The 24,078-nt window shown below is 62.5% G+C and carries 19 protein-coding genes; 10 read left to right on the top strand and 9 right to left on the bottom strand.

The genetic code is table 11. From position 1 onward, the window contains the following. The first annotated feature begins 119 nt into the window (after positions 1-119). Positions 120-1,511, top strand: a complete 1,392-nt coding sequence (locus tag JYP46_RS06370) for an MATE family efflux transporter (RefSeq protein WP_206547601.1) — start codon at positions 120-122, stop codon at positions 1,509-1,511. After that, positions 1,508-1,942: a glyoxalase superfamily protein gene (locus JYP46_RS06365; RefSeq protein WP_206547600.1), complete on the top strand. Its 435-nt coding sequence runs from the start codon at positions 1,508-1,510 to the stop codon at positions 1,940-1,942. Before JYP46_RS06370 ends, JYP46_RS06365 begins: the two co-directional genes overlap by 4 nt. Before the next feature lie 88 nt (positions 1,943-2,030). Here JYP46_RS06365 and gltA read toward each other — a convergent pair whose 3' ends face one another. Both gltA and gltX read right to left on the bottom strand, forming a co-directional pair. Continuing rightward, on the bottom strand, positions 2,031-3,326 hold the full coding sequence (gene gltA, locus JYP46_RS06360) for a citrate synthase (protein ID WP_113155150.1): 1,296 nt from the start codon (positions 3,324-3,326) through the stop codon (positions 2,031-2,033). Between the two features lie 194 nt (positions 3,327-3,520). After that, positions 3,521-4,942 (bottom strand): glutamate--tRNA ligase, encoded by a 1,422-nt coding sequence (gltX, locus tag JYP46_RS06355; RefSeq protein WP_206547599.1) that lies wholly within the window; start codon positions 4,940-4,942, stop codon positions 3,521-3,523. A 129-nt stretch (positions 4,943-5,071) separates the two neighbouring features. On the opposite strand from gltX, the gene JYP46_RS06350 reads away from it, so the two are divergent. Next, a complete protein-coding gene (locus JYP46_RS06350) occupies positions 5,072-7,456 on the top strand; it encodes a ComEC/Rec2 family competence protein (protein ID WP_206547598.1) in 2,385 nt (794 codons plus the stop codon). A gap of 95 nt (positions 7,457-7,551) precedes the next feature. Here the strand turns inward: JYP46_RS06350 and JYP46_RS06345 are convergent, their stop codons facing one another. Both JYP46_RS06345 and uvrA read right to left on the bottom strand, forming a co-directional pair. Next, the gene (locus JYP46_RS06345; protein ID WP_206547597.1) at positions 7,552-8,352 is read right to left on the bottom strand and encodes a DUF72 domain-containing protein; all 801 of its coding nucleotides are present in this window, start codon (positions 8,350-8,352) and stop codon (positions 7,552-7,554) included. A 4-nt stretch (positions 8,353-8,356) separates the two neighbouring features. Next, the gene (gene uvrA / locus JYP46_RS06340) at positions 8,357-11,281 is read right to left on the bottom strand and encodes an excinuclease ABC subunit UvrA (protein ID WP_206547596.1); all 2,925 of its coding nucleotides are present in this window, start codon (positions 11,279-11,281) and stop codon (positions 8,357-8,359) included. Between the two features lie 939 nt (positions 11,282-12,220). Here uvrA and JYP46_RS06335 point away from each other — a divergent pair. Together JYP46_RS06335 and JYP46_RS06330 are read left to right on the top strand one after the other, a co-directional pair. Beyond that, entirely contained in the window at positions 12,221-12,721 is a 501-nt protein-coding gene (locus JYP46_RS06335) for a single-stranded DNA-binding protein (protein WP_206547595.1), read from the top strand. Between the two features lie 14 nt (positions 12,722-12,735). Next, positions 12,736-13,167: a hypothetical protein gene (locus JYP46_RS06330; protein WP_222473936.1), complete on the top strand. Its 432-nt coding sequence runs from the start codon at positions 12,736-12,738 to the stop codon at positions 13,165-13,167. Positions 13,168-13,293: 126 nt separating this feature from the next. On the opposite strand, the gene JYP46_RS06325 is transcribed toward JYP46_RS06330, so the two are convergent. Genes JYP46_RS06325 through JYP46_RS06305 form a run of 5 tightly spaced genes read right to left on the bottom strand, consistent with a single transcriptional unit; the run spans position 13,294 to position 18,735 of the window. After that, positions 13,294-14,502 carry a molybdopterin molybdotransferase MoeA gene (locus tag JYP46_RS06325; protein ID WP_206547594.1) on the bottom strand — a complete coding sequence of 403 codons (1,209 nt, stop codon included), beginning with the start codon at positions 14,500-14,502 and terminating at the stop codon, positions 13,294-13,296. Between the two features lie 2 nt (positions 14,503-14,504). After that, positions 14,505-14,999 (bottom strand): cyclic pyranopterin monophosphate synthase MoaC, encoded by a 495-nt coding sequence (moaC, locus tag JYP46_RS06320; protein ID WP_206545337.1) that lies wholly within the window; start codon positions 14,997-14,999, stop codon positions 14,505-14,507. Positions 15,000-15,003: 4 nt separating this feature from the next. Further along, entirely contained in the window at positions 15,004-15,819 is an 816-nt protein-coding gene (gene trpC, locus JYP46_RS06315) for an indole-3-glycerol phosphate synthase TrpC (protein ID WP_113155158.1), read from the bottom strand. Continuing rightward, entirely contained in the window at positions 15,809-16,840 is a 1,032-nt protein-coding gene (gene trpD / locus JYP46_RS06310; RefSeq protein ID WP_113155159.1) for an anthranilate phosphoribosyltransferase, read from the bottom strand. The genes trpC and trpD overlap by 11 nt, the downstream gene beginning before the upstream one ends. Positions 16,841-16,848: 8 nt before the next feature. Then, complete coding sequence (locus JYP46_RS06305; protein ID WP_206547593.1) at positions 16,849-18,735, bottom strand: SurA N-terminal domain-containing protein; 1,887 nt, start codon at positions 18,733-18,735, stop codon at positions 16,849-16,851. Positions 18,736-18,910: 175 nt separating this feature from the next. Here JYP46_RS06305 and tpiA point away from each other — a divergent pair, with 175 nt between their 5' ends. The 5 genes from tpiA to kdsA all read left to right on the top strand — a co-directional run bounded on the left by tpiA (position 18,911) and on the right by kdsA (position 23,970). Beyond that, positions 18,911-19,660, top strand: a complete 750-nt coding sequence (tpiA, locus tag JYP46_RS06300; RefSeq protein WP_206547592.1) for a triose-phosphate isomerase — start codon at positions 18,911-18,913, stop codon at positions 19,658-19,660. 286 nt (positions 19,661-19,946) lie between these two features. After that, the gene (secG, locus tag JYP46_RS06295; protein ID WP_113156294.1) at positions 19,947-20,333 is read left to right on the top strand and encodes a preprotein translocase subunit SecG; all 387 of its coding nucleotides are present in this window, start codon (positions 19,947-19,949) and stop codon (positions 20,331-20,333) included. A 148-nt stretch (positions 20,334-20,481) separates the two neighbouring features. Beyond that, positions 20,482-22,110, top strand: a complete 1,629-nt coding sequence (locus JYP46_RS06290) for a CTP synthase (RefSeq protein WP_162742309.1) — start codon at positions 20,482-20,484, stop codon at positions 22,108-22,110. Positions 22,111-22,237: 127 nt separating this feature from the next. After that, a complete protein-coding gene (locus JYP46_RS06285) occupies positions 22,238-23,143 on the top strand; it encodes a VOC family protein (protein ID WP_206547591.1) in 906 nt (301 codons plus the stop codon). Then, entirely contained in the window at positions 23,140-23,970 is an 831-nt protein-coding gene (kdsA, locus tag JYP46_RS06280; protein WP_113155164.1) for a 3-deoxy-8-phosphooctulonate synthase, read from the top strand. Before JYP46_RS06285 ends, kdsA begins: the two co-directional genes overlap by 4 nt. The last annotated feature ends 108 nt before the right edge of the window (positions 23,971-24,078 follow it).

Here is a 24,078-nt window from a genome sequence, read left to right as displayed (position 1 = left end):
ACATGTCCCGGTGAAGTTCTGCCTCAGACTGATTTCTTCGTCCTCCACGCTCGTCGCGCGGATGGAAATGCGGGCCCCATCCAGTTCCAGCGCGGCCTTTGCGACAGGAGAATGGGGATTTGTCTGAAACGTCCTCCAATACATTTACGGAAGGCCCACTGGGGCCGATCTACGCAAAAACGGCGCTGCCGATCATCTTTGTGATGGGGATGAACGGTCTTCTTGCCGTGTGCGATGCGCTCTTTCTGGGGCATTTTGTCGGCCCGGATGCGCTTGCCGCCGTTACGCTGATGTTTCCCGTCTACATGCTCATCGTCGCAATGGCGACGCTGGTCGCAAGCGGCATGTCCAGCCTGCTTGCCCGCCACCTCGGTGCATCCTCGATGGATGATGCGCAGGCGGTGTTCGCAGGCGCGCATGGTCTCGCCCTTCTTCTGGGCGGTGTCCTCATCGTCCTGTTCATGCTCTTCGGTGCTCCGGTTGCGTTGCTTGCCGCTGGTGGCTCGGTTCCTCTGGCCGAGATGGGGCTCGTTTATCTGCGGATCACGGTGTTCTGTTCGCCGCTTCTGTTCATCCTCTCGGTCAATTCCGACGCTCTGCGCAATGAGGGGCTCATCAACCTCATGGCGGGCATGAGCCTTCTGGTGTCCGTCGCGAATATCGGTTTCAACTATGTGTTCATCGCCATTCTGGAGATGGGCGTCGCCGGTTCCGCCTATGGCACGGCGATGGCGCAGGCGCTGGCTTTCATCATCATTCTGGCGTTTCGGCTGCGCGGACGCACGCAACTGCGTCCCAGCGTTCTGCTGCACCACCGGCTCGATACGGCCTGGACGCGCATCCTGGCGCTCGGCGCCCCCCAGAGCCTCAACTTCATGGGGCTGGCGCTCGGGTCTGCGGCGATCATCATCGCCCTGCAATGGGTGAACGCGCCCGGTTACGGCGATACGGTGTCCGCCTATGGCATCATCACGCGGGTGATGACCTTCTGCTTCCTGCCGCTTCTGGGGTTGAGCCACGCGATGCAGACGATCACCGGCAACAATTACGGCGCGCGCGACTGGGCGCGTTCCGACCGGAGCCTGCGCATCGCCGTTGTCACGGCCTTCGTCTACGCGCTGGTGGTCCAGTTCTTGCTGACCGTCTTTGCCGCGGACATCGGACGAGGCTTCGTTGATGATCCGGCTGTGGTCTCGGAGGTTGAGCGCGTTCTTCCGATCATGGTGGCGTTGCTCTTTGCCGGCGGGCCGCTGATGATGATTGCGATGCATTTTCAGGCCATCGGCGACGCCAGTCGCGCCGCACTGCTTGGTCTGTCAAAGCCCTATCTGTTCGGCATCCCGCTCACCTTTGTCCTTGCCGACATGGTGGGTGAGCGCGGCATCTGGATGGCCGGGCCGTTTGCGGAACTGCTGCTGTTCTGTCTGACACTGATTGTTCTCTTCCGCACGGCGCGCACGCGCTCTCTGAAATGGGGCCTGTTTCAGGCCGGTGCAGCGGAGCAGGCATGATGAACCAGATCCCGACCATGGCGGAAGCCAAGGCGCTCGCAAAGAAACTGCGGGCGCATCTGGAGAGCCAGGGACGTGCAACGTCTCATGCGCAGGCTCTGGAAACGGTCGCGCATCAGCATGGCTATCGCGACTGGAACACGTTCTGCGCGGTGATTTCCGCCCGTGAGGAAGACCCGTGGGAGCCTGGCATGCGCGTGCAGGGGACCTATCTGGCCCAACCCTTCAAGGGCAGCATCATCGCCAAGATGAAGCAGGGGCCGGGCTGGTTCAGGCTGGTGCTCGATCTGGACGAGCCCGTCGATGTGGTGATGTTTGAAGGCTTCTCCAACTACCGCAGGCGCATTCGCGGTATTGTGGGTCCGGATGGTCATTCCAGAGAACGCACATCCAACGGCGTTCCGCATCTGCGCGTCGAAGCCGAAAAATAGGCAGAAGCTTCTCCGTCCCTGAGAGAGGAGCAACAGCTCAAAGAAAAAGCCCCGCCAGTCTGGCGGGGCTTTTTTGAATGTCGAACAATCAGCGCTTGGCGATCGGAACGTAGTCGCGGTGCGTTGCGCCCGTGTAGAGCTGACGCGGACGGCCGATCTTCTGCTTCGGATCCTCGATCATTTCCTTCCACTGGGCGATCCAGCCGACGGTGCGCGCGAGCGCGAAGAGCACCGTGAACATGGTGGTGGGGAAGCCCAGCGCCTTCAGCGTGATGCCGGAGTAGAAGTCGATGTTCGGGTAGAGCTTCTTCTCGATGAAGTACTCGTCCGTCAGGGCGATGCGCTCCAGCTCCATGGCGATGTCGAGCTGCGGATCGTCCTTGATGCCCAGTTCGCTTAACACCTCATGGCAGGTCTTCTGCATGATCTTGGCGCGCGGATCGTAGTTCTTGTAGACCCGGTGACCGAAGCCCATGAGACGGAACGGATCGCTCTTGTCCTTGGCGCGGTCGATATATTCGGGGATACGGTCAACGGAGCCGATTTCGTCGAGCATGTTGAGCGCGGCTTCGTTCGCGCCGCCATGGGCAGGGCCCCAGAGGCAGGCGATGCCGGCAGCGATACAGGCAAACGGGTTTGCGCCCGAAGAGCCGGCCAGACGCACCGTCGAGGTGGAGGCGTTCTGCTCGTGATCGGCATGGAGGATGAAGATCCGCTCCATGGCGCGGGCCAGAACCGGGTTCACCTTGTAGTCCTCACACGGCACCGAGAAGCACATGTGCAGGAAGTTGGCCGCGTAACCGAGATCGTTCTTCGGGTAAACGAAAGGCTGGCCGACATGGTACTTGTAGGCCATGGCCGCGATGGTTGGCATTTTGGCGATCATGCGCAGGCTGGCGACCATGCGCTGGTGCGGATCGGAGATGTCGGTGGAGTCGTGATAGAAGGCAGACATCGCGCCGACAACGCCGCACATAACGGCCATCGGGTGCGCATCACGGCGGAAGCCGGTAAAGAAGCGGTTCATCTGCTCATGCACCATGGTGTGGTGCGTCACGCGGTAATCGAAGTCTGCCTTTTCCGTCTTCGTCGGAAGCTCGCCGTAGAGCAGGAGGTAGCAGGTTTCCAGAAAGTCGCCGTGCTCGGCGAGCTGTTCGATGGGGTAGCCGCGGTGCAGCAGAATGCCTTCATCGCCATCGATATAGGTGATCTTCGATTCGCAGCTTGCGGTCGACGTGAAGCCGGGATCGTAGGTGAACAGTCCGGTGTCTTTGTAAAGCGAGGCGATGTTGACCACATCCGGGCCCACGCTGCCCTTCAATACCTCGAATTCGTGCCCTTCTTCCTGGCCGCCAATTTCCAGCTTCGCAGTTGGTTTGGTCATCGCAATCACCTCTCACTTCAAGGAACTTGGCGCCAGAAATCTGTCGCCCAAAATAATGGCTGGCGGTCGAGCGCGCGAAATAGCTAACGCATTTCCCCCGTGGTGCCAAGCGCGTGCAGCATGCAAATATTGCAGTGCAGCACGCACTCGGTGATCAAACCCGTTCCGCAAGCCAGGTCCTTTGCGGGACGAAGCTAGGCAGCCTGATCGCTGATACGCGCCAAACTCTCCTCGCGCCCAAGAACGGAGAGAACATCGAAGATGCCTGGCGATGTGGTGCGCCCGGTGAGCGCTGCCCTGAGGGGTTGGGCGACTTTGCCAAGCTTGCGTTCGGTCTGCTCCGCGAATTCGCGGACAGCTGCTTCGATGTTCGCAAGGGTCCAATCGCCGACATTTTGCAATACGGGAAGAATTTCCGCAAGAAGCTGACGCGCATTCTCATCGAGAAGCTGCTGTGCCTTCTCATCGAAGGAGAGCGGCCTCTGGTCGAAGATAAATGCTGCACTTTCAACGAGTTCAACCAGCGTCTTCGCACGCTCCTTAAGGCCGGGAAGGGCGGCAAGAAGCTGCGCCTTGCGCTGCTCGTCCAGCGCGGAAAGAAGCGCTTCGCCACCTTCCAGATGCGGCAATGTGTCTATCAGCCGGGAAAGCAGCTCTTCATCGGCCATCTGGCGCATGTGAACGCCGTTCAGCGCCTCCAGTTTCTGGAAGTCGAAGCGTGCAGCGCCCTTGTTCACATCGGTGATGTCGAACCAGCGAATCATGTCCTCGTCCGACATGATTTCGTCATCGCCATGGCTCCAGCCAAGGCGGGCCAGATAATTGCGCAGTGCCGAAGGCAGGTAGCCCATGGCGCGGTACGCCTCGACGCCGAGCGCGCCATGACGCTTGGAAAGTTTTGCGCCATCGGCGCCATGAATGAGCGGAATATGCGCCATCACCGGCACGTCCCAGCCCATGGCCTTGTAGATCACCGTCTGGCGCGCGGCGTTGGTCAGATGGTCATCGCCACGGATGATGTGGGTCACGCCCATGTCGTGATCGTCGACCACCACGGCATGCATATAGGTCGGCGAACCGTCGGAGCGCAGGATGATGAAATCGTCCAGATCCTTGTTCGGGAAGCGCACCGTGCCCTGCACCTGGTCTTCGACGACCGTCTCGCCTTCCTGCGGGGTCTTGATGCGAATGACGGGCTTCACGCCTTCAGGCGCTTGGGAAGCATCGCGGTCGCGCCAGGTGCCGTCATAGCGCGGCGGGCGTCCCTCTGCGCGCGCCTTTTCGCGCATCGCCTCCAGCTCTTCGGGAGAGCTGTAGCAGTAATAGGCTTCGCCCTTGGCCACCAGTTCCTCGGCCACCGCGCGGTGCCGGTCTGCGCGGGCAAACTGGGAAATCGGCTCGCCGTCGCAGTCGAGGCCCAGCCAGGCAAGGCCGTCGAGGATCGCGGCGGTTGCGGCTTCGGTGGAGCGCTGACGGTCGGTGTCCTCGATGCGCAGAAGCATCTTGCCGCCCGTATGCTGCGCATAGAGCCAGTTGAAGAGCGCCGTGCGTGCCCCGCCGATGTGCAGGTAGCCGGTGGGTGAGGGCGCAAAGCGCGTGACGACGGGTTTTGTCATGGGGTCTTTCCCGGGAATTGTCGCGGTCTCCCGGCCCGCAGGGGGTAGGTGATACCGCAGGTGGCATTCGACTGGCAGTCATGTAGCATACAACGCTCGGGGCGCAAGCATTGCACGGGGGACCACGCCATGGGGGGCGAGGTGGCATCGGCGCGCGCCGATGAACGCATGCAGTTCACCGACACAGAGCCGGCTCCCGTCGCAGTGGACAGTTGCGGCCCTGCGCCTGCCATTGAGGCGCGCGCGCTTCGCTCTTATGAGGCGCGTAAGATCCCGAGCCATGGCGCCAGGCCCGTTGCGGCAGGAATCCGCTTCGCCATCGCGCAGGAAGTGGCGCGGGGCACGATTTTTCTATGGCTTCCGGTCCTTCTGGGCAGCGGGGCGCTCATCTATTTCGCCCTGCCGGTCGAACCGCCGGCCTATGCACTGGTCAGCGGGCTGGCGCTCTGTGTTCTGGCAGCGCATCTGGCCGGCGCAAAGCCCCGGCTGCGCCTTGCCCTTCTGGCCGGTCTCGTCGTGCTTCTGGGGCTCGTGGCCGCAAAGGTGGAGACCTGGCGCGCCAGCACGCCCATGGTCGGCTCCGACATCACCACACGCATCACCGGGCGTGTGCTCAAGGTCGAGCAACGCGCCGATGGCCGGTTCCGCCTGACCATCGATATTCTGTCCACGGCACGCCCGCAGCTGCGCTATGCGCCGGAGCGCGCGCGGCTTTCCGCCCGCACGATCCCGCCAGACCTGAAACCCGGCGAGGGTCTGAGCGGGCTTGTCCGGCTCATGTCGCCTTCAGGTCCGGTGCGCCCCCATGCCTATGATTTTTCGTTCGAGAGCTATTTTGACCGCCTTGGCGCAGTCGGTTTCTTCATGCGGGAGCCGGCGCGCATCGCCCTTGATCACCCTGTCGGGCTGCTGCAGCGGCTTGCCGCCCGCCTGCAGGCGGTGCGCGAAGCGCTTGCCGCCCGGCTGCGCGAGAAGATCGGCGGCGCGGAGGGCAATGTCGCCGCGGCGCTCATCACCGGCCTGCGCAGCGGCATTCCGGAAGAGGTCAATGAGGATCTGCGCCGGGCCGGGCTCGCGCATGTGCTGGCGATCTCGGGCCTGCACATGGCGCTCGCAGCCTTCACCATCATCGGCGCGGCGCGGCTGGGCTTTGCGCTCTTTCCCGGTTTCTCCTCAAGGCATCCGGTCCGCAAATATGCGGCCGGCGCAGCACTTATGGTCTGCTTCCTCTACCTTTTCATTTCCGGAGCGGGCGTGGCCGCGCAGCGCAGCTTTCTCATGCTGGCCGTCATGCTTCTGGCGCTTCTGTTCGACCGCGCCGCGCTCACCATGCGCAATCTGGCCATCGCTGCGCTGGTGGTGATTGCGTTTTCGCCGCATGAGGTGGTCGGTCCGGGGTTCCAGATGTCCTTTGCCGCGACGGCGGCGCTCATTGCCGGCTATGCGGCCTGGAACCGACGTCGTGAAAGGGCATTCGGGCGCAATTCTGCCGAGATCGAACCTTCGGGCGCGCGTCGTCTTTTCCGCCTTGTTCTGGTCTATGCGGGCGGTCTGGCGCTCACTTCGCTGATCGCGGGTGTGGCGACCACGCTCTATGGCGTCTGGCATTTCCAGCGTGCATCGCCACTGGCGCTCGGGGCCAATCTTGCGGCCATGCCCGTCGTCTCTCTTGTCGTCATGCCATCGGCGGTCGCGGCCATGGCGACGATGCCCTTGAATCTCGATGGCTGGGTGCTTGCCCTCATGGGGCGCGGCATCTCGACAGTCATGGCGATCGCGCACTGGTTCTCTGAGCGCACGCCATTCGATGCAACGGGAGCGATCCCGCTGTCAGCCACGCTGAGCCTGAGCTGCGCGCTGGCCATTCCCACCCTCACAACCACCCGTTTGTGGCTGGCGGCTGTTCCGTTCCTGCTGGCGGGCGGCGTGCTTCTGGCAAACCACGATCTGCCCGACATGTTCGTTTCTGAAGATGCGCGGCTGGTCGCGGTCCAGATCGGGGACGACACGCTCGCCGTCAACCGCGCGCGCCCCAACGGGTTTTCTATCGAGAACTGGTTGCGCGCAGCGGGCGCGGGAACGGTGCGCAAGCCCGCCGGTTCGAAAGGCGCGTCGCTGGCCGACCTTCTCGCAGATCAGAGCGTCGGCCGTTTCCTGTGTAATCAATCGATCTGCGTTCTGCGGCATCCAGAGGGTATGCGGATCGCGCATGTGAAAAAGTCGGACGATGCCGCGACCGTGCGGCGCAGCATCATCGCTCTTTGCGCATCGGTCGATCTGGTCGTGGTGAATGATCCAACGCTTGATCGCCATTGCAGTGAAGATGGCGCGCGCATCATCACGGCGCGCGATCTTGCGCGTCGCGGCAGCGCCGAAGTCCGCTTTTCGGAAGGCGCCGGGATGCCGCACATCGCCTTCGCGATCCGCGAGCCATACCGGCCCTGGCATGAACACCGGCAATATTCACGGGCATCGAGAGGGCTTGGCCCCTACAGGCGTAAAGACAAAGAATAAGCGGCGCACCATCGTTCGCATAATGAATGAAAACAGATAGATACGCCGCTATATTGACTCTCTACATGCGCTTTTGCGTGCGGCCTGAAGCGAGATCAGCCGACAAGGCCCATGAAGGCTTTTGCAGCATGTGGGGCGCGGATCTTTCCTTCATGAATGAAGTAGACGAACACATCACGCGGCTTCTTCTCCGCCGTGAAGCCGGGGTCAACAATCGGCAAATCGTCTGGCTGTCCGCCTTCGGCCCATTGCTCTGCGCGTCTGGCCCAGTTCTCCAGTTCGGAGGGCGGATAGGCCGTGGGCACATCGTCCTCGCCACGCTGGAGGCGCGCATAGACGAAGTCACCCGTCACATCGGCAATCTCGGGATAGGTGTTGTGGTGGGCGTAGCAGATGGCCGCGCCAAATTTGCGAACCAGCTGCGGGAATTCAGGCGTGCAGAAAGAATCGTGCCGCACTTCAAGAACGTGCCGCAGCGCGATGCCGTCACGCTCGGCCGGCAACAGTTTCAGGAACCCTTCGAAATCTTCCGGGTCGAACTTCTTCGTGGGCGCGAACTGCCAGACGAGCGGGCCGAGCTTGTCACCCATTTCCGTGATGCCGGAACCCAGAAATTTCTCAAGAGAAGCAGAGGCTTCCGAAAGAACCTTGCGGTTCGTCACGAAGCGGTTCCCTTTGAGTGAAAAGACAAAACCATCCGGGGCCTCATCCGCCCATTTGGCATAGGTGGCCGGCTTCTGGCTGCCGTAATAGGTGCCGTTCACTTCGATGGTCGGCACCTGTCGCGCCGCATATTCGAGCTGCCGCTTCTTTGGAAGGTCGTCCGGATAGAACGTGCCTTCCCAGGGCTGAAACGTCCAGCCGCCCATGCCGGCGCGAATGGTGCCTGCGCTCATCGTCTTACTCCGCTGCCTGGGCCTTGCCGGCTGGCCGGCGCTCCAGAAGTTCTTTCAGGAATTTGCCGGTGTAGCTGCGCGGCTCGGCCATCACATCGTCGATGGAGCCGCAGGCCACGAGCTCGCCGCCGCCGTCACCGCCTTCGGGGCCGAGGTCCAGAATCCAGTCGGCGGTCTTGATGACTTCGAGATTGTGCTCGATCACCACCACCGTGTTTCCCTGGTCCACCAGCTCGTGCAGCACTTCGAGCAGCTTGGCCACATCGTGGAAATGCAGACCCGTGGTCGGCTCGTCCAGAATGTAGAGCGTGCGCCCGGTTGCCCGTTTGGAGAGTTCCTTGGCGAGCTTGATGCGCTGCGCCTCACCGCCGGAGAGCGTGGTTGCCTGCTGGCCGATATGAATATAGCCGAGCCCCACGCGCGAGAGCGTGACGAGCTTGTCGCGCACGGCCGGAACGGCAGAGAAGAACTCCACGCCTTCATCCACCGTCATCTCGAGTACGTCGGCAATGGACTTGCCCTTGAAGGTGACGTCGAGCGTCTCGCGGTTGTAGCGCTTGCCGTGGCAGACGTCGCAGGTCACATAGACATCCGGCAGGAAGTGCATTTCGATCTTGATGACGCCATCGCCCTGACAGGCCTCACAGCGCCCGCCCTTCACATTGAAGGAGAAGCGCCCCGGCTGATAGCCGCGCGCCTTGGCCTCGGGCAGGCCCGCGAACCAGTCGCGGATCGGCGTGAACGCGCCCGTATAGGTGGCCGGGTTGGAGCGCGGCGTGCGGCCGATGGGCGACTGGTCGATATCGATGACCTTGTCGAGATGCTCAAGCCCTTCGAGCCGGTCGTGATCGGCCGGTTGCTCGCGCGACCCCATGATGCGGCGCGATGCGGCCTTGAACAGCGTCTCGATCAGAAGCGTGGACTTTCCGCCGCCAGAAACGCCGGTGACGCAGGCAAAAGTGCCAAGCGGCACATCCGCCGTCACGTTTTTCAGATTGTTGCCGCGCGCACCCACGACGCGAATGCGCCGCTTCTTGGAGATTTCGCGGCGCTGTTCCGGCATCGGGATTGCCATTTCGCCGGTGAGATATTTGCCGGTGACCGATGCCGGATTGGCCATGATCTCCTGTGGCGTGCCTTCAGCGATGATCTGTCCGCCATGAACACCGGCTGCGGGGCCGATATCGACCACATAGTCGGCGGTCAGAATGGCGTCCTCATCGTGCTCCACCACGATCACCGTGTTGCCGAGATCGCGCAGATGTCTGAGCGTCGCCAGCAGGCGGTCATTGTCGCGCTGGTGCAGGCCGATGGAGGGTTCGTCCAGAACATAGAGCACGCCCGTCAGACCGGAGCCGATCTGCGAGGCCAGACGAATGCGCTGGCTTTCGCCGCCCGACAGCGTGCCCGAATTGCGCGACAGGGTCAGATATTCGAGCCCGACATCGTTGAGGAAGCGCAGCCGCTCGCGGATCTCCTTGAGGATGCGCACCGCGATTTCGTTCTGCTTGTCGTTCAGATGCTCCGGCAGGTCCTCGAACCATGCGCCGGCCTTGCTGATCGACATTGCGGTTACCTGGCCGATATGCAGGCCGTCGATCTTGACGGCAAGCGCCTCGGGTTTGAGCCGGTGACCATCACAGGCGGGGCAGGGATGGGCCGACATGTAGCGCTCGATCTCCTCGCGCATCCAGGCCGATTCCGTCTCCTTCCAGCGCCGCTGAAGATTGACCACGACACCCTCGAAAGGCTTGGTGGTGCGGTAGCTGCGCAGGCCGTCATCGTAGTCGAAGACGATTTTCCTGTTGCCGGTGCCGTTCAGGATCGCGTCCTTGCCGTCGTCCGGCAGATCGCGCCAGCGGTCGCCCACCTTGAAGCCGAATTCGCGGCCAAGCGCTTCCAGCGTCTGCAGATAATAGGGCGAAGTGGATTTGGCCCAGGGCGCGATGGCGCCTTCGCGCAGGATCGCATTGTCGTCCGGCACCACGAGATTGGGGTCGATGGCGCGCTGGCTGCCCAGACCGTCACAGGTGGGGCAGGCGCCGGCCGGATTGTTGAACGAGAAGAGACGCGGCTCGATCTCCGGAATGGTGAAGCCGGAGACCGGGCAGGCGAATTTTTCGGAGAAAACGATGCGCTCATGCGTTTCGTTCTTCGATTTGTTTGCGCCGCCGCCCTTGGCGGTCGCGCCTTCCGAAAGAGGCTTGTCGGCAAACTCGGCGACAGCCAGCCCCTCGGCGAGCTTCAGGCAGGTTTCGAGCGAATCCGCCAGGCGTGTCGCCAGATCGGCGCGCACCACGACGCGGTCCACCACCACATCGATGTCGTGCTTGTACTTCTTGTCGAGGGCGGGCACATCGGCGATCTCGTAGAAGGTGCCGTCCACCTTCACCCGCTGAAAACCCTTCTTCTGAAGCTCGGCCATCTCCTTGCGGTATTCGCCTTTGCGCCCGCGCACGATGGGGGCGAGAATGTAAAGGCGGGTGCCTTCCTCCAGCGCCATCACCCGGTCCACCATCTGGCTCACGGTCTGGCTCTCAATGGGAAGGCCGGTCGCCGGCGAATAGGGCACGCCCACACGCGCGAAGAGAAGGCGCATATAGTCGTAGATCTCCGTCACCGTGCCGACGGTGGAGCGGGGATTTTTCGACGTGGTCTTCTGCTCGATGGAAATGGCCGGCGAAAGCCCGTCGATCTGGTCGACATCCGGCTTCTGCATCATTTCCAGGAACTGGCGCGCATAGGCCGAAAGGCTTTCGACATAGCGCCGCTGACCTTCGGCATAGATCGTGTCGAAGGCGAGCGAAGACTTGCCCGAGCCCGACAGGCCGGTCATGACGATCAGCTTTTCGCGCGGAAGGTCGAGATCGACATTCTTGAGATTGTGCTCGCGCGCGCCGCGAATTGTGATGGACTTGTGTTCTGGCATGCCCCGTCGCTGCCTGTCTCATTTATCTGGTGTGGCCGGCAGCATGCCGGACCATGCTTCATGTAGGAAACGCGCCGCAAATGTCGATGGGCCGCGCGGCCCGCTGACAGACGAGGGCGTTTCGACGTTGCGGGGGTTGTCCCTCGTTTTAAAAAAAAGAGCAAGGGAAAAGAACAAATATCGAACACGCTCCTGACACTATCGTCCTGCGCCGGGCTGGCTCTCGTGAGCATCCGTTACAGATGATCACAATTTCGCCCGCGCCGCCGCATCGCCTTGACCGCCATTCACCAAAGGCGCAGTATCATTTTCGTCAGTGCTCGTGGCTGTTGGCCGCCCTTGAAACCGCGCCGGTGGGCGCTTCGGGCGCGCATGGTTGCTTGAGCACGCTGACACCGAGCAAAGCCTCGTAACGCGAAGAAGGAGGGAGGCATGACTCCACCTGACCGACGCATCGGGCTTCGCCTCTTGTGCGAAGCCACAGCTGGCTGATCGGTCCTGAGCGCATAACCGTCTCGTACGATCATGCGTTCCCGACGCGGTCCATGACGATTGAGGACACTGCACTGCAGAACCTTTTTCGTCGGCAGGCACGACAACGCTGGCGGCTGGCTGCCCCATGAAAATCAAATCTCTTTGAAGACAGGGACGGTGAAACCCGTCCTGCCTGATGATTACCGGTAAACCACTCCCGGTACGGAGGGTCAGAAGACCCGAAGCCCCGCGCGCTTGAAGAATAGCGGCGGGGCTTTTTCCGTTTCCGTCGCGGCTTCATGTGTGCGCTGGAGGGCGGTCATTGACAGGCATTCCGTCAGATGCGAACATAAGAAGAACAAATGAGCTGTGGACGAGACCGGAGCAGGGGCAGCGGGAGAGCGCGCGCCAGCCCTGCTTGCGATAAAGTGCGCGGCAGATTTCGGATAAGCGTGGAGAAGCGTTATGGCGGGCAGCGTCAACAAGGTCATTCTGGTGGGAAATCTGGGTGCAGACCCGGAAATCCGCCGGCTCAACTCCGGTGATCCGGTGGTCAACATCCGCATCGCGACCTCGGAAACCTGGCGTGATCGCCAGTCCGGCGAGCGGCGCGAGCGCACCGAGTGGCACAATGTCGTGATCTTCAACGACAATCTTGCCAAGGTGGCGGAACAGTATCTGAAGAAGGGCGCCAAGGTTTACGTCGAGGGCCAGCTCCAGACGCGCAAATGGACGGACCAGAACGGTCAGGACCGCTACACGACGGAAATCGTTCTGCAGAAGTTCCGTGGCGAGCTGCAGATGCTCGACGCGCGCGGGCAGGGCGGTGACAACCAGGTCGGTTATGGCGGCGGCGGTGGTCGCAGCTCCGACTTCGGCCAGTCCGGTCCCGCCGACACCGGTGGCAGCAGCGGCGGCGGCGGTGGCGGTTACTCGCAGAACCTCGACGACGAAATTCCGTTCTGAGGCGGAACAGTCGCATGAAAAAGCCCGGCAGAGCCGCTTCGACCGCACCGTGTCTGAGCAGGCCTGCCGGGCTTTTCTTTTTTGCGGTGGCGACGGCCCTTGCGCCATCGCCGGTGAATGCCGGTGAAGCAGATGTTGTCGCGGTCGACATCATTGCTGACGGTGACGGAACCCATCGCTTCGACGTGACGGTCGAGCATGAGGACGAAGGCTGGGATCACTATGCAGATCGCTGGGATGTGCTGGATGACGCTGGCAGGGTCATCGCCTCCCGAACGCTTCTCCACCCACATGTGAATGAGCAGCCTTTTACGCGCAGCCTTTCAGGTGTCGCGCTGCCAGGGGGGCTCGGTCATGTGACTGTACGTGCGCATGACACCGTGCACGGGCTTGGCGGTCGCATCATGCGCGTCGCAATCCCCGGGCGCGAAGGCGAGGGCGGTTAATGCCTGCTCTCTTCAGCGCAGCGGGCTGGCATCGCGCAGAACGGTAAGCCGGGTTGGATCGGTGTGCTGACGACGATCCACCGGATTTCTCAGCACTTCTGGCTGTAACCGTCGGGTGCGAAGCACTCACCCGAGCATCAAAACACGGCAGCGATCGCCTTCTTCAGCCGCCGGCGATCCGGGCTCGCGCACGATCAGTGCATTGGATGCGGCCAGCGTGGTCAGCATGGAGGAATCCTGCAGCGTGAACGGCGTTGCGATCAGCCCTTCGGAACCGGGCGCCACCGAGGCGCGAACATAGTCGCGGCGTTCATCGTTTGCCCGCAGCGCCTTTGCCAGAACAGCCGAGCGCAGATCCGGCGCGTAGCTGCGCTGGCCAAGCCGGGCAATGAGCGGACGCAGAAACAGATGCGCGCAGACGAGGCTGGAAACCGGGTTGCCAGGCAGGCCAAGCACACGCATGTCACCCAGCCGCCCGAACATCAGCGGTTTGCCGGGGCGCATGGCGATTTTCCAGAAATCAAGCGACATGCCCGCATCGAGCAGCGCCTGCCGCACCAGATCGCGCGCACCGACAGAAGCGCCGCCAAGCGTCACCAGAACATGCGCACCGGCGGCAGCGGCGCTGCGCACCGCGTCGGAGATCGCGGCGCTGTCGTCGGGGATGATGCCGAGATCAAGAATGCGCGCGCCTTCCCTGCGCGCCAGAGCGCCGATGGCAAAGCCGTTGGATGCAATGATCTGGTCCGGGCCACAGGGCTCGCCCGGCCGCACCAGCTCGTCGCCCGTGGCGATCACCGCCACCAGCGGGCGCTGCGTCACATCAAGCGTTGCATGGCCTGCCGCAGCCGCCAGTCCTATTCCTGCAGGTCCGAGCCGGCGTCCCTGTTCGAGAACGCTGTCGCCCTTTTGAAAATCAAGCCCTGCGCGGCGGATATGGCGTCCGGCAGCGACGGTATCGATAGCCTCGATCCGGCCATCGTCCAGAATGTCCGCATTTTCCTGAATGAGTATCGTGTCCGCGCCTTCGGGCACCGGCGCGCCGGTGAAGATCCGCACGGTTTCGCCGTCGGCCACCGCGCCGTGATACCGGCTGCCCGCGGCAGATTCTCCAATAAGCTTTAGCGGCATTGCGCGCGGCGTCGCCACATTGGCGGCGCGCACGGCATAGCCGTCCATGGCCGAAGCGTCGAAGGGCGGCTGTGTGCGGGTGGCGGCGAGGGGGGCTGCCAGAACCCGACCGTCGGCCTCTTCAATGGGCACTGTTTCGCCGGGTAGTGCTTTCACGCCCTCGAGAATGCGCTCCAGCGCTTCATCCACCGGCAAAAGGCTCATGGTCAGTTCTCCGCTACGCGCCAGTCGCCGGATTTTCCACCCGTCTTCTCAAGAAGGCGGATGCCGTCGAGCACCATGCCCTTGTCCAGCGCCTTGGCCATGTCATAGATCGTCAGGCAGGCAACCGAGGCAGCGGTAAGCGCTTCCATCTCCACGCCCGTCTGTCCCGTCACGCGCACACGCGCCATCACCCTGAGCCCCGGCAGTTCGTGGTCGGGCTCGATGTCCACCACCACTTTCGAGAGCGCCAGCGGGTGGCAAAGGGGAATGAGATCATGCGTCTTCTTGGCGGCCATGATGCCTGCGATGCGCGCGGTTGCCAGAACGTCGCCCTTCTTGGCGTTGCCCGCCAGAATGGCCTCCAGCGTTTCCGCCTTCATCACCACAGCGCCTTCCGCCAGCGCTTCCCGGCTGGTTTCCTGCTTGCCGCTCACATCGACCATATGCGCTTCGCCGGAAGCGCCGATATGGGTCAGGCCTGCCGCTTTCTCGCTCATCGGCTCAGCCCGCAAGTTTGGCGGCGTCGAGCCCCAGAAGCGTGCGCGTGGCAGCGGTCACATCATCCTGCCGCATCAGGCTTTCGCCCACCAGGAACGTGTTCATGCCCGCACGCGCCAGCCGCCGGCAGTCGTCATTGGTGAAGATGCCGCTCTCGCCGATCACCAGGCGGTCTTCGGGCACACGCGGGGCCAGCCGCTCACTTGTTTCAAGACTTGTCTCGAAGGTGCGCAGGTCGCGATTGTTGATGCCGATCAGCGTCGAGGAAAGCTCCAGCGCGCGTTCCAGCTCGCGCTCGTCATGCACCTCGATCAGTGAATCCATGCCCAGTTCCAGCGCCGTTTCTTCAAGCGCGCGGGCTTCGTCATCCGTCAGGCTCGCCATGATGATCAGGATCGCATCGGCACCCCAGCTGCGGGCCTCGTAGACCTGATAGGGCTCGAACAGGAAATCCTTGCGCAGCGCCGGCAGGCCGCAGGCGGCGCGCGCCTGTTCCAGATAGGCGGGCGCCCCCTGAAAGGACGGGCCGTCGGTCAGAACCGAAAGGCAGGCCGCTCCGCCATCCTCGTAGGCCGAAGCCAGTCGCGGCGGGTCGAAATCCGCACGAATCAGGCCGCGCGAGGGGCTCGCCTTCTTGATCTCGGCGATCAGGCCGAAGCGCCCGCGCTCCTGCCTGGACAACAGCGCATCACCGAAGCCACGCGGCGCTTCCACGTCGCGGGCGCGCGCCACCAGTTCAGGCAGCGGGCAGGCCGTCTTCGCGGCGGCGATTTCCTCGCGCTTGTAGGCCTCGATTTTGCGCAGAATGTCAGTCGTCATCGCTGTTCGTGCCCCTGTTGGAAACTTCGATGAGGCGTTCCAGCGTTGCCAGAGCCTGTCCGCGGTCGAGCGATTCCGCCGCCAGTTTGATGCCGTCTTTCAGGGTCTTGGCGCGTCCGGCCACGACCAGCGCAGCGCCGGAATTCAGAACCGAGATGTCGCGATAGGCGTTCTTTTCGCCTTCGAGAACGGCCCTGAGCGCGCGCGCATTGTAGTCTGCCTCGCCGCCCTTCAGGTCGGCCATGGTCACGCGCTTGAGGCCAACATCCTCCGGCGTGATCTCGAAATGGCGGATCTGGCCGTCTTCGAGCGCGGCGACCTGCGTGGTTCCGGCGGTGGTCAGTTCGTCAAGACCCGCGCCATGCACCACCCAGGCGGTTTCCGTTCCAAGCTGCTTCAGCACCTCGGCAATCGGTCCCACCCATTCCGGCGCAAAAACGCCGATGAGCTGGCGGCGCACGCCAGCCGGGTTGGACAGGGGGCCAAGCAGGTTGAAGATCGTCCGCGTGCCAAGCTCAACCCGCGACGGGCCCACATGGCGCATGGCGGAGTGATGTGCCGGCGCAAACATGAAGCCGAGGCCGGCTTCGCGGATGCAGTCCGCGATCTCGTTTGGCCCAAGCTCGATATTGATGCCGAGAGCCGCCAGCGTGTCGGCAGCGCCCGAGCGCGAGGAGAGCGCCCGGTTGCCGTGTTTGGCGACGGGAACGCCGGCGCCCGCCACGATAAAGGCCGAGCAGGTGGACACATTGTAGGAGCCGGAGGCGTCGCCGCCCGTGCCGACGATGTCCACGGCATCTTCCGGCGCGGTGACTGTCAGCATCTTGTCGCGCATGGTGGCGACTGCGCCCGAGATTTCCTCAACGGTCTCGCCACGCACGCGCAGGGCCATCAGAAAACCGCCGATCTGGCTCGGTGTCGCATTGCCCGACATCATGATGTCGAACGCTTCGCGCGCATCGTCAAAGCTCAGCGGCTCGCCCGAGGCTGCCTTGGCGATATAGGTTTTGAATGCCTTCATCGTCGGCCTCAGAAGCTAAGGGCTTCCTGCATTGCAGCCCGGTTCACGGTCACCGGATGCTTGCCCTGCAGGCGTGCAACCATCTGGTCGAGAAGATCGTCGGCAAGCCCGGTGCGCATGGCGTCGCGCTGGTTTTCGGGAATGCTCTGCGCCGTCGCGCTCGCCGGCTCGAAGACCTCGGTGACGCGGAACAGAACCTGTCCGTCGCCGGCCGGGTTGGCAAACACGCCGCTGCCATCGCGCGGAACGGAGAACACCGCCGCAACACCGGCCTGGCCAAGGTCGGCGTCGTTCGCCGTGCGCTTGACGCCACGCTTCACCTGCTTCTGCTGGTCGATTTCCAGAGCGATGTCGTCCAGCGAAACGCCGTCCTTCACCTTCTGGGCCAGCTCGGCAGCGCGCGCAGCCAGAAGGCGATCCGTCTCGGCTGCGATCCAATCCTGCGTGACCTCTTCGCGCACTTCGTCAAGCGTGCGGTCGCGCTCGGGCGTGATGCCTTCCACCTCGTAGAAGATGAAGCCATTGCCGCCCATGGAGAGGGGCGCGTTCTCGATGCCGGAATCGCTCTCGAACACTTCGCGAATCAGCTCTGCCGAAACCGGAAGATCACCGACGATCGCGCCATCAGGGCGACGCGCAGTGGCGTCGATGGCTTCAATCGTGCGCATGGTCAGGTTCATGCGCTCGGCTGCTTCCGCCATGGTCGCGCCGCCGGCGCGGGCGTCTTCGTAGGCATCGTGCACATCGAGCAGAACGCGCGACGCTTCCTCAAGCGCCAGGTCCTGACGGATCTCGTCTTCCACCTCGCTGAGGGGCTGAACCACCTCGGCCTGAACTTCCGAGACATTTACGATCACCGGTCCGAACGTGCCGTCAAGCACGTCGCTGAACTGGTTTTCGCTGAGCGCGAAGGCCGCTTCGGCGATGGCGCTGTCTGCGATTTCCCCCTGGGCGAGCGTGCCGAGCGCGATGTCGTCGGCGCTCTTGCCGGCGGCCGTCGCCACGTCTGCGAAGCTCTGGCCGTCGAGCAGGTTTTTCAGCGCAGCTTCGGCTGCTTCGCGATCCGGGAAGACGATCTGTTCGATCGTGCGCTTCTCCGGCGTCGTGTAGCGGTTGCGCAGGTCGTCATAGGCCTTCTTGACCTGATCTTCGGACACGGAAGCCGGGTCGGAAATGTCGCTCGGCTCAAGCTTCACATAGCTGAACTTGCGGTATTCCGGGGCGGCATAGTCTGCCTTGCGCTCGTCAAACCAGGCTTGCAGCGTCGCGTCGTCCGGCGTTGCGACGGGCTCGACCAGAGCCTGCGGCAGCGCCACATATTCGATGGTGCGGTCTTCACCGCGATAGAGCGCCAGGTTCTTGAACAGCTCGTCCGGCACGCTCATGCCGTCCGTTGCCGCTTCCACGATCTGCTGGCGAATGGCCACCTGTTCGCGGTTGCGCAGATAATCTTCGGGGCGCATGCCGATCTGGCTCAGAACGAAATCGAACTGCTGGCGGTTGAAGCGACCGTCCGGTCCGCGGAACGCCGGGTCGTCGGCGGTCAGCTGCGCAAGCCGGTCGCTGGAAAGGCCAAGGCCGAGCTTGCGGGCTTCCTCGTCCAAAAGCGCGCCGGCGGCCAGCTGCTGCAGAACCTGTTCGTCAATGCCGAAGGCAACAGCCTGTTCGCGCGTGACGCGCGTGCCCAGACGCTGTGAAAGCGTGTTGATCTGGCGGTCATAGGCCAGCCGGTAATCCAGCATGGAAACGGAGGAATCTCCGACCGTCAGCACATTGCGCGACTGATCGTTCAGGATCTGGCCCGAAATGCCCCAAACCGCAAAGCTCAGGACGAGAAGGCCCAGGAGCAGCTTGGCGATCCAGGTAGAGGCGGCGTTTCTGAGACTGTCGAGCATGGCTTTTCCGAAGTTCCTCGCGTGATTTCAGGGACTGGCCCCAACACAGCGCAATAACGCCCCTGACGCCGGGTGTCGATAGTTGAGTGGGAATTGCCGGCCCAATTGCTTTTGCATTAGCGCGTGTTTTTGCTAGGGAAGCTGCCGAGTTTGATTTTTGTAAGGACGCTGACGCATGACGCCAGGTATTCGCCCCCTGATTGCAGGCAACTGGAAAATGAACGGTCTTTCGGCCGACCTCGGTGAACTCACAGCGATGGGCGAGGGCGCCTTTGGCGGCGCGGAAGGGCTGATCTGCGTTCCCGCAACGCTCCTGTCGCGCGCAAGCGATGCGCTCGCCGGCAGCAAGCTGCGCCTTGGCGGTGAAGACTGTCATGCGGCAGCCTCCGGCGCGCATACGGGCGATGTCTCCGCCGAAATGCTGGCCGATGCCGGCGCGAGCCATGTGCTGGTCGGTCACTCGGAGCGCCGCACCGATCATGGCGAGAGCGATGCCGTCGTGGCCGACAAGGCGAAGGCCGCATGGCGCGCCGGCCTCACGGCAGTGATCTGCATCGGCGAAACCAAAGAAGAGCGCGAAGGCGGCAAGACGCTTTCCGTCCTCTCCAGCCAGATCGCCGGTTCGGTTCCGGCGGAAGCCACGGCGGCAAACACCGTTGTTGCCTATGAGCCGGTCTGGGCTATCGGCACGGGCCTTACGCCCACGGTCGAGGACATTACTGAAGCACACCGGCATATCCGCACCGAACTCAAGACGCTGCTCGGCGACGAAGCCGACAAGATGCGTCTTCTCTATGGCGGGTCGGTGAAGCCCGGCAACGCCACCGAGCTTCTCTCGATTGAGAATGTGGACGGTGCGCTGGTCGGCGGGGCGAGCCTCAAGGCGGTCGATTTTCTTGCCATCGCGGCTGCCTGTCCGAGCTGAGTGAAGAGAAAAGTCTTGCGTTGCTCGCTCAACCGCCTATGTGAGAGCGAGCTTCGTTCAAATGCCGTCATTTGATGTGGTTTGAGCGAAAACGCGTTTGAAATGCCGCAAAACCGTATGCGGTGCGGTCCTTTTAAGGGCAAAATTACGGGGTATCGAAGACGAGACCCTGTGAGTGAGCACCCGGCGGTCTTGGAAAAGCGGTCTTGGAAAAACGGTGAAAGCCGTGTAATGAGCCGCGTCCGCATTCAAGTGGATGCTTCGAGCCGGAAAGCCGGAAGGAAACATGCAGACCGTTATCATCGTCATTCATCTGATCGTCGTGGTCGCGCTGGTCGGCGTCGTCCTCATGCAACGCTCCGAGGGTGGCGGCCTTGGTGTCGGCGGCGGTTCCGGCTTCATGTCCGCGCGCGGTGCGGCCAACGCGCTGACGCGCACGACGGCGATCCTCGCCGCAGCCTTCTTCGCAACCTCGCTTGCTCTTTCGCTGATCGCCCGTTACGGCGCGAGCCCGACAGACATTCTGGACCGCATCCCGGCCGGAAGCGAGCAGACCGAAGGCACTGGTGGCGTTCTCGACCAGCTTGGCGGCGCAGGCGCATCGGTTCCGACCGACGAGCCGGCAGCTCCTGCCGAAGCAAATCCTGAAGATCAGGTTCCCACGGGGCAGTAAGCCCACGCTTGCAAGGCTTTCCGGCCGCCTGAATGGTGCGGCCGGTTTTGCAGTGCGCAAGAGTTATTCACCGCGGGGCGCAAAAAGATTTGCGTCTCGTTATTTTTTGCTGGCGGAATCGCCTGTGTCCGGATAAGCGATGAGTCCCATGGCGCGATATGTTTTTATAACCGGCGGCGTGGTCTCCTCCCTCGGAAAAGGCATTGCAGCAGCGGCCCTTGGCGCGTTGCTTCAGGCCCGTGGGTACCGCGTTCGCATCCGTAAACTCGATCCCTACCTGAATGTTGATCCGGGCACGATGTCGCCCTATCAGCATGGTGAGGTTTTCGTCACCGATGACGGTGCCGAAACAGACCTGGACCTTGGCCATTACGAGCGCTTCACAGGGCGTTCGGCCAACAAGCAGGACAACATCACCACGGGTCGGATCTACCAGAACATTCTGGAAAAAGAGCGTCGTGGCGACTATCTGGGCGCCACGGTGCAGGTGATCCCGCACGTCACTGACGAGATCAAGCAGTTCGTCCTTGAAGGCAATGAGGATTACGATTTCGTGTTATGCGAAATTGGCGGAACCGTTGGCGACATCGAGGCGATGCCGTTCCTCGAGGCGATTCGTCAGCTCGGCAATGAACTGCCGCGCGGCAACGCCGTCTATGTGCATCTGACGCTGATGCCGTGGATTCCGGCGGCGGGCGAACTCAAGACGAAACCGACCCAGCACTCGGTCAAGGAACTGCGTTCCATCGGCATTGCACCGGATATCCTTTTGGTGCGCGCGGATCGCGAGATTCCGGCCGAAGAACGGCGCAAGCTGTCGCTGTTCTGCAATGTGCGCGAATCAGCCGTGATTCAGGCGCTCGACGTTGCGCATATCTATGATGTGCCGATCGCCTATCACGAAGAAGGGCTCGATTCGGAAGTGCTGTCGGCCTTCGGCATCGATCCGGCGCCGAAGCCGCGCATGGAGCGCTGGGAAGAGGTTGCAGACCGCATCCACAATCCGGAAGGCCAGGTCACGATTGCCGTCGTCGGCAAGTATACGGGCCTGAAAGACGCCTACAAATCGCTCATCGAGGCCCTGTCTCATGGCGGCATGGCGAACCGGGTGCGCGTGAAGCTCGAATGGATCGAAGCGGAAATCTTCGAGAAGGAAGATCCGGCTCCGTGGCTCGAAAAAGTGCATGGCATTCTGGTGCCGGGCGGCTTTGGCGAGCGCGGTGCGGAAGGCAAGATCCTGGCGGCCAAGTTCGCGCGTGAGCGCAAGGTGCCTTATTTCGGCATCTGCTTCGGCATGCAGATGGCCTGCATCGAGGCGGCCCGCTCGCTGGCTGGCATCGAGAATGCCTCCTCGACCGAGTTTGGTCCGACCAGCGAACCGGTTGTCGGCCTGATGACCGAGTGGCTCAAGGGCAACATGCTCGAAAAGCGCACGGCCTCTGGCGATCTCGGCGGCACGATGCGGCTTGGCGCATACGAATCGATGCTCGTTGAGGGTACCAAGATTGCGGAGATCTATGGTTCGGAGGAAATCTCCGAGCGTCACCGCCATCGCTACGAGGTGAACATCGGCTATCGTCAGAAGCTGGAAGAGTGCGGTCTGGTGTTTGCCGGCCTGTCGCCCGACGGCGTTCTGCCGGAGACGGTGGAGTATGCCGACCATCCCTGGTTCATCGGTGTGCAGTATCACCCTGAGCTGAAGAGCAGGCCCTTCGAGCCGCATCCGCTTTTTGCTTCCTTCATCGCAGCTGCGGTGGAGCAGTCACGTCTCGTGTGATTTCATTTCCCCGCCTTCATGGCGGGGAAACCCTCCTTGCCCGGCTCTGCACTTGCCCGGCTCTGCACTTGCAAAGCGCCCGGGCTTCGGGCACATGCGGAGCATGGTATCTGAAGACAAGATGCAAATGCCGCGCAGCCCTGATCGCAAGCTTGATCGCGCCCTCGATCATTGTGTGTTGCCAACCGCGGGCCTGACGGTCGCGCGGGAACGGCTGGAAGCGCTTGGCTTCACGGTCGCCGCAGACGCGGCGCATCCTTTCGGCACCGGCAATTGCTGCGTTTTTCTCTCAGACGGCTCCTATCTCGAACCCCTGGCCCGCATGGACCAGAAGGCTGCCCTTGAGGCGGAAGCAGACGGCAATGTCTTCATTGAGCGGGACAGCGTCTTTCGTCAAACCTATGGCGATGAAGGGTTTTCGGCCGTGGTTCTGGGAACGGCGGACGCCGATGCCGATCACGCACGCTTTGTCGACGCAGGGATTTCTGCGGGAAAGCCGCTGTCCTTCTCGCGTCCATTCCGCGACGCTGAAGGACGTGAGGCCACGGCTTCGTTCCGGCTGGCCTTTGCCGCTCCGGAAAACGCCGACGGCCACTTTTTCTTCATCTGCCAGCGCATCAACATGCCGACTGCGGGGCGCGGCGCGCTCGAGACGCATTCAAATGGCGTGACGGGCACCGCACGCATCGTCATCCTTGCTGCATCGCCGGACGATTATGCAGGCTTTCTGGACGCATTTTCCGATGAAGCGCATGAGCGGCTGGTGGATGGCGAAGTCGATCTGAGGCTCGGCAACGCGGTTTTGACGGTGATGACGCCCGACCGCTACGCAATGCGTTATGGTCTAGACCGTGTTTCTCAACATGGCCGGTTCGATCTCGCGGCAATCGTCTTTGAGTGTCTGGATATTGCCAGATTGCGCGAGCAATTTTCGATTCGTGAGATCCTGTTCGCCGACGAAGCCGGTTCCATCATCGTGCCGCCGGCGGCCGGGCAGGGCGCAGTATTTGTCTTTGAGGAGTCTTCCCTATGAAACCCAATCCGCGTGTCACGGTCGGCAATGTCGTTTTCGGCAACGACGCTCCGCTGGCTCTGATCGCCGGTCCCTGCCAGATGGAGACGCGGGAGCACGCCTTCGACATGGCTGGCGCGCTGAAGGAAATGACGGACGAGCTTGGTATCGGTCTCGTCTACAAGAGCAGTTTCGACAAGGCGAACCGCACATCGCTTTCGGGCAAGCGCGGTGCGGGGCTGGAGGCAGCTCTGCCGATCTTCGCGGATCTGCGCAAGGAATTCGACGTTCCGGTTCTCACGGACGTCCACACCGAGGAGCAGTGCCGCATCGTCGCTGAAGTGGTCGATGTGCTTCAGATCCCGGCCTTTCTGTGCCGCCAGACCGATCTCCTGATCGCGGCTGCCGAGACCGGCAAGGTGGTGAATGTGAAGAAGGGCCAGTTCCTCGCGCCATGGGACATGGAAAACGTGATTTCCAAGGTGACGGCTTCGGGCAATCCCAATGTGATGGCGACCGAGCGGGGCACCTCGTTTGGCTACAACACGCTCGTCTCCGACATGCGCGGTCTGCCGCAGATGGCGGCCATGGGGGCGCCGGTGATCTTCGATGCGACCCATTCGGTTGCGCAGCCCGGCGGTCTCGGCGGTTCGTCGGGCGGCCAGCGCCAGTTCGTGGAAACGCTTGCGCGGGCGGCCGTGGCCGTTGGCGTTGCCGGCGTCTTCATGGAAACGCACCAGGACCCCGACAACGCGCCTTCGGATGGTCCGAACATGGTGCCGCTGAACGAGATGAAAGGGCTTCTTGAGCGTCTCATGGCGTTCGACCGGATCGCAAAGGCTGCCTGAACGTCAGGCGCGACATTGAGTTTTCACGTGTCTGCGCTAAGAAAGCGCGGACACTTCCTCCCGGGTTCTTACCTTACGGGGTTCTTGCCCCCGGGTTCATGCCCAGGT

This window comes from Nitratireductor aquimarinus (genome assembly GCF_017255295.1).
GTDB classification, from domain to species: domain Bacteria; phylum Pseudomonadota; class Alphaproteobacteria; order Rhizobiales; family Rhizobiaceae; genus Nitratireductor; species Nitratireductor aquimarinus.
This window is presented reverse-complemented; position numbering and strand designations above follow the sequence as displayed.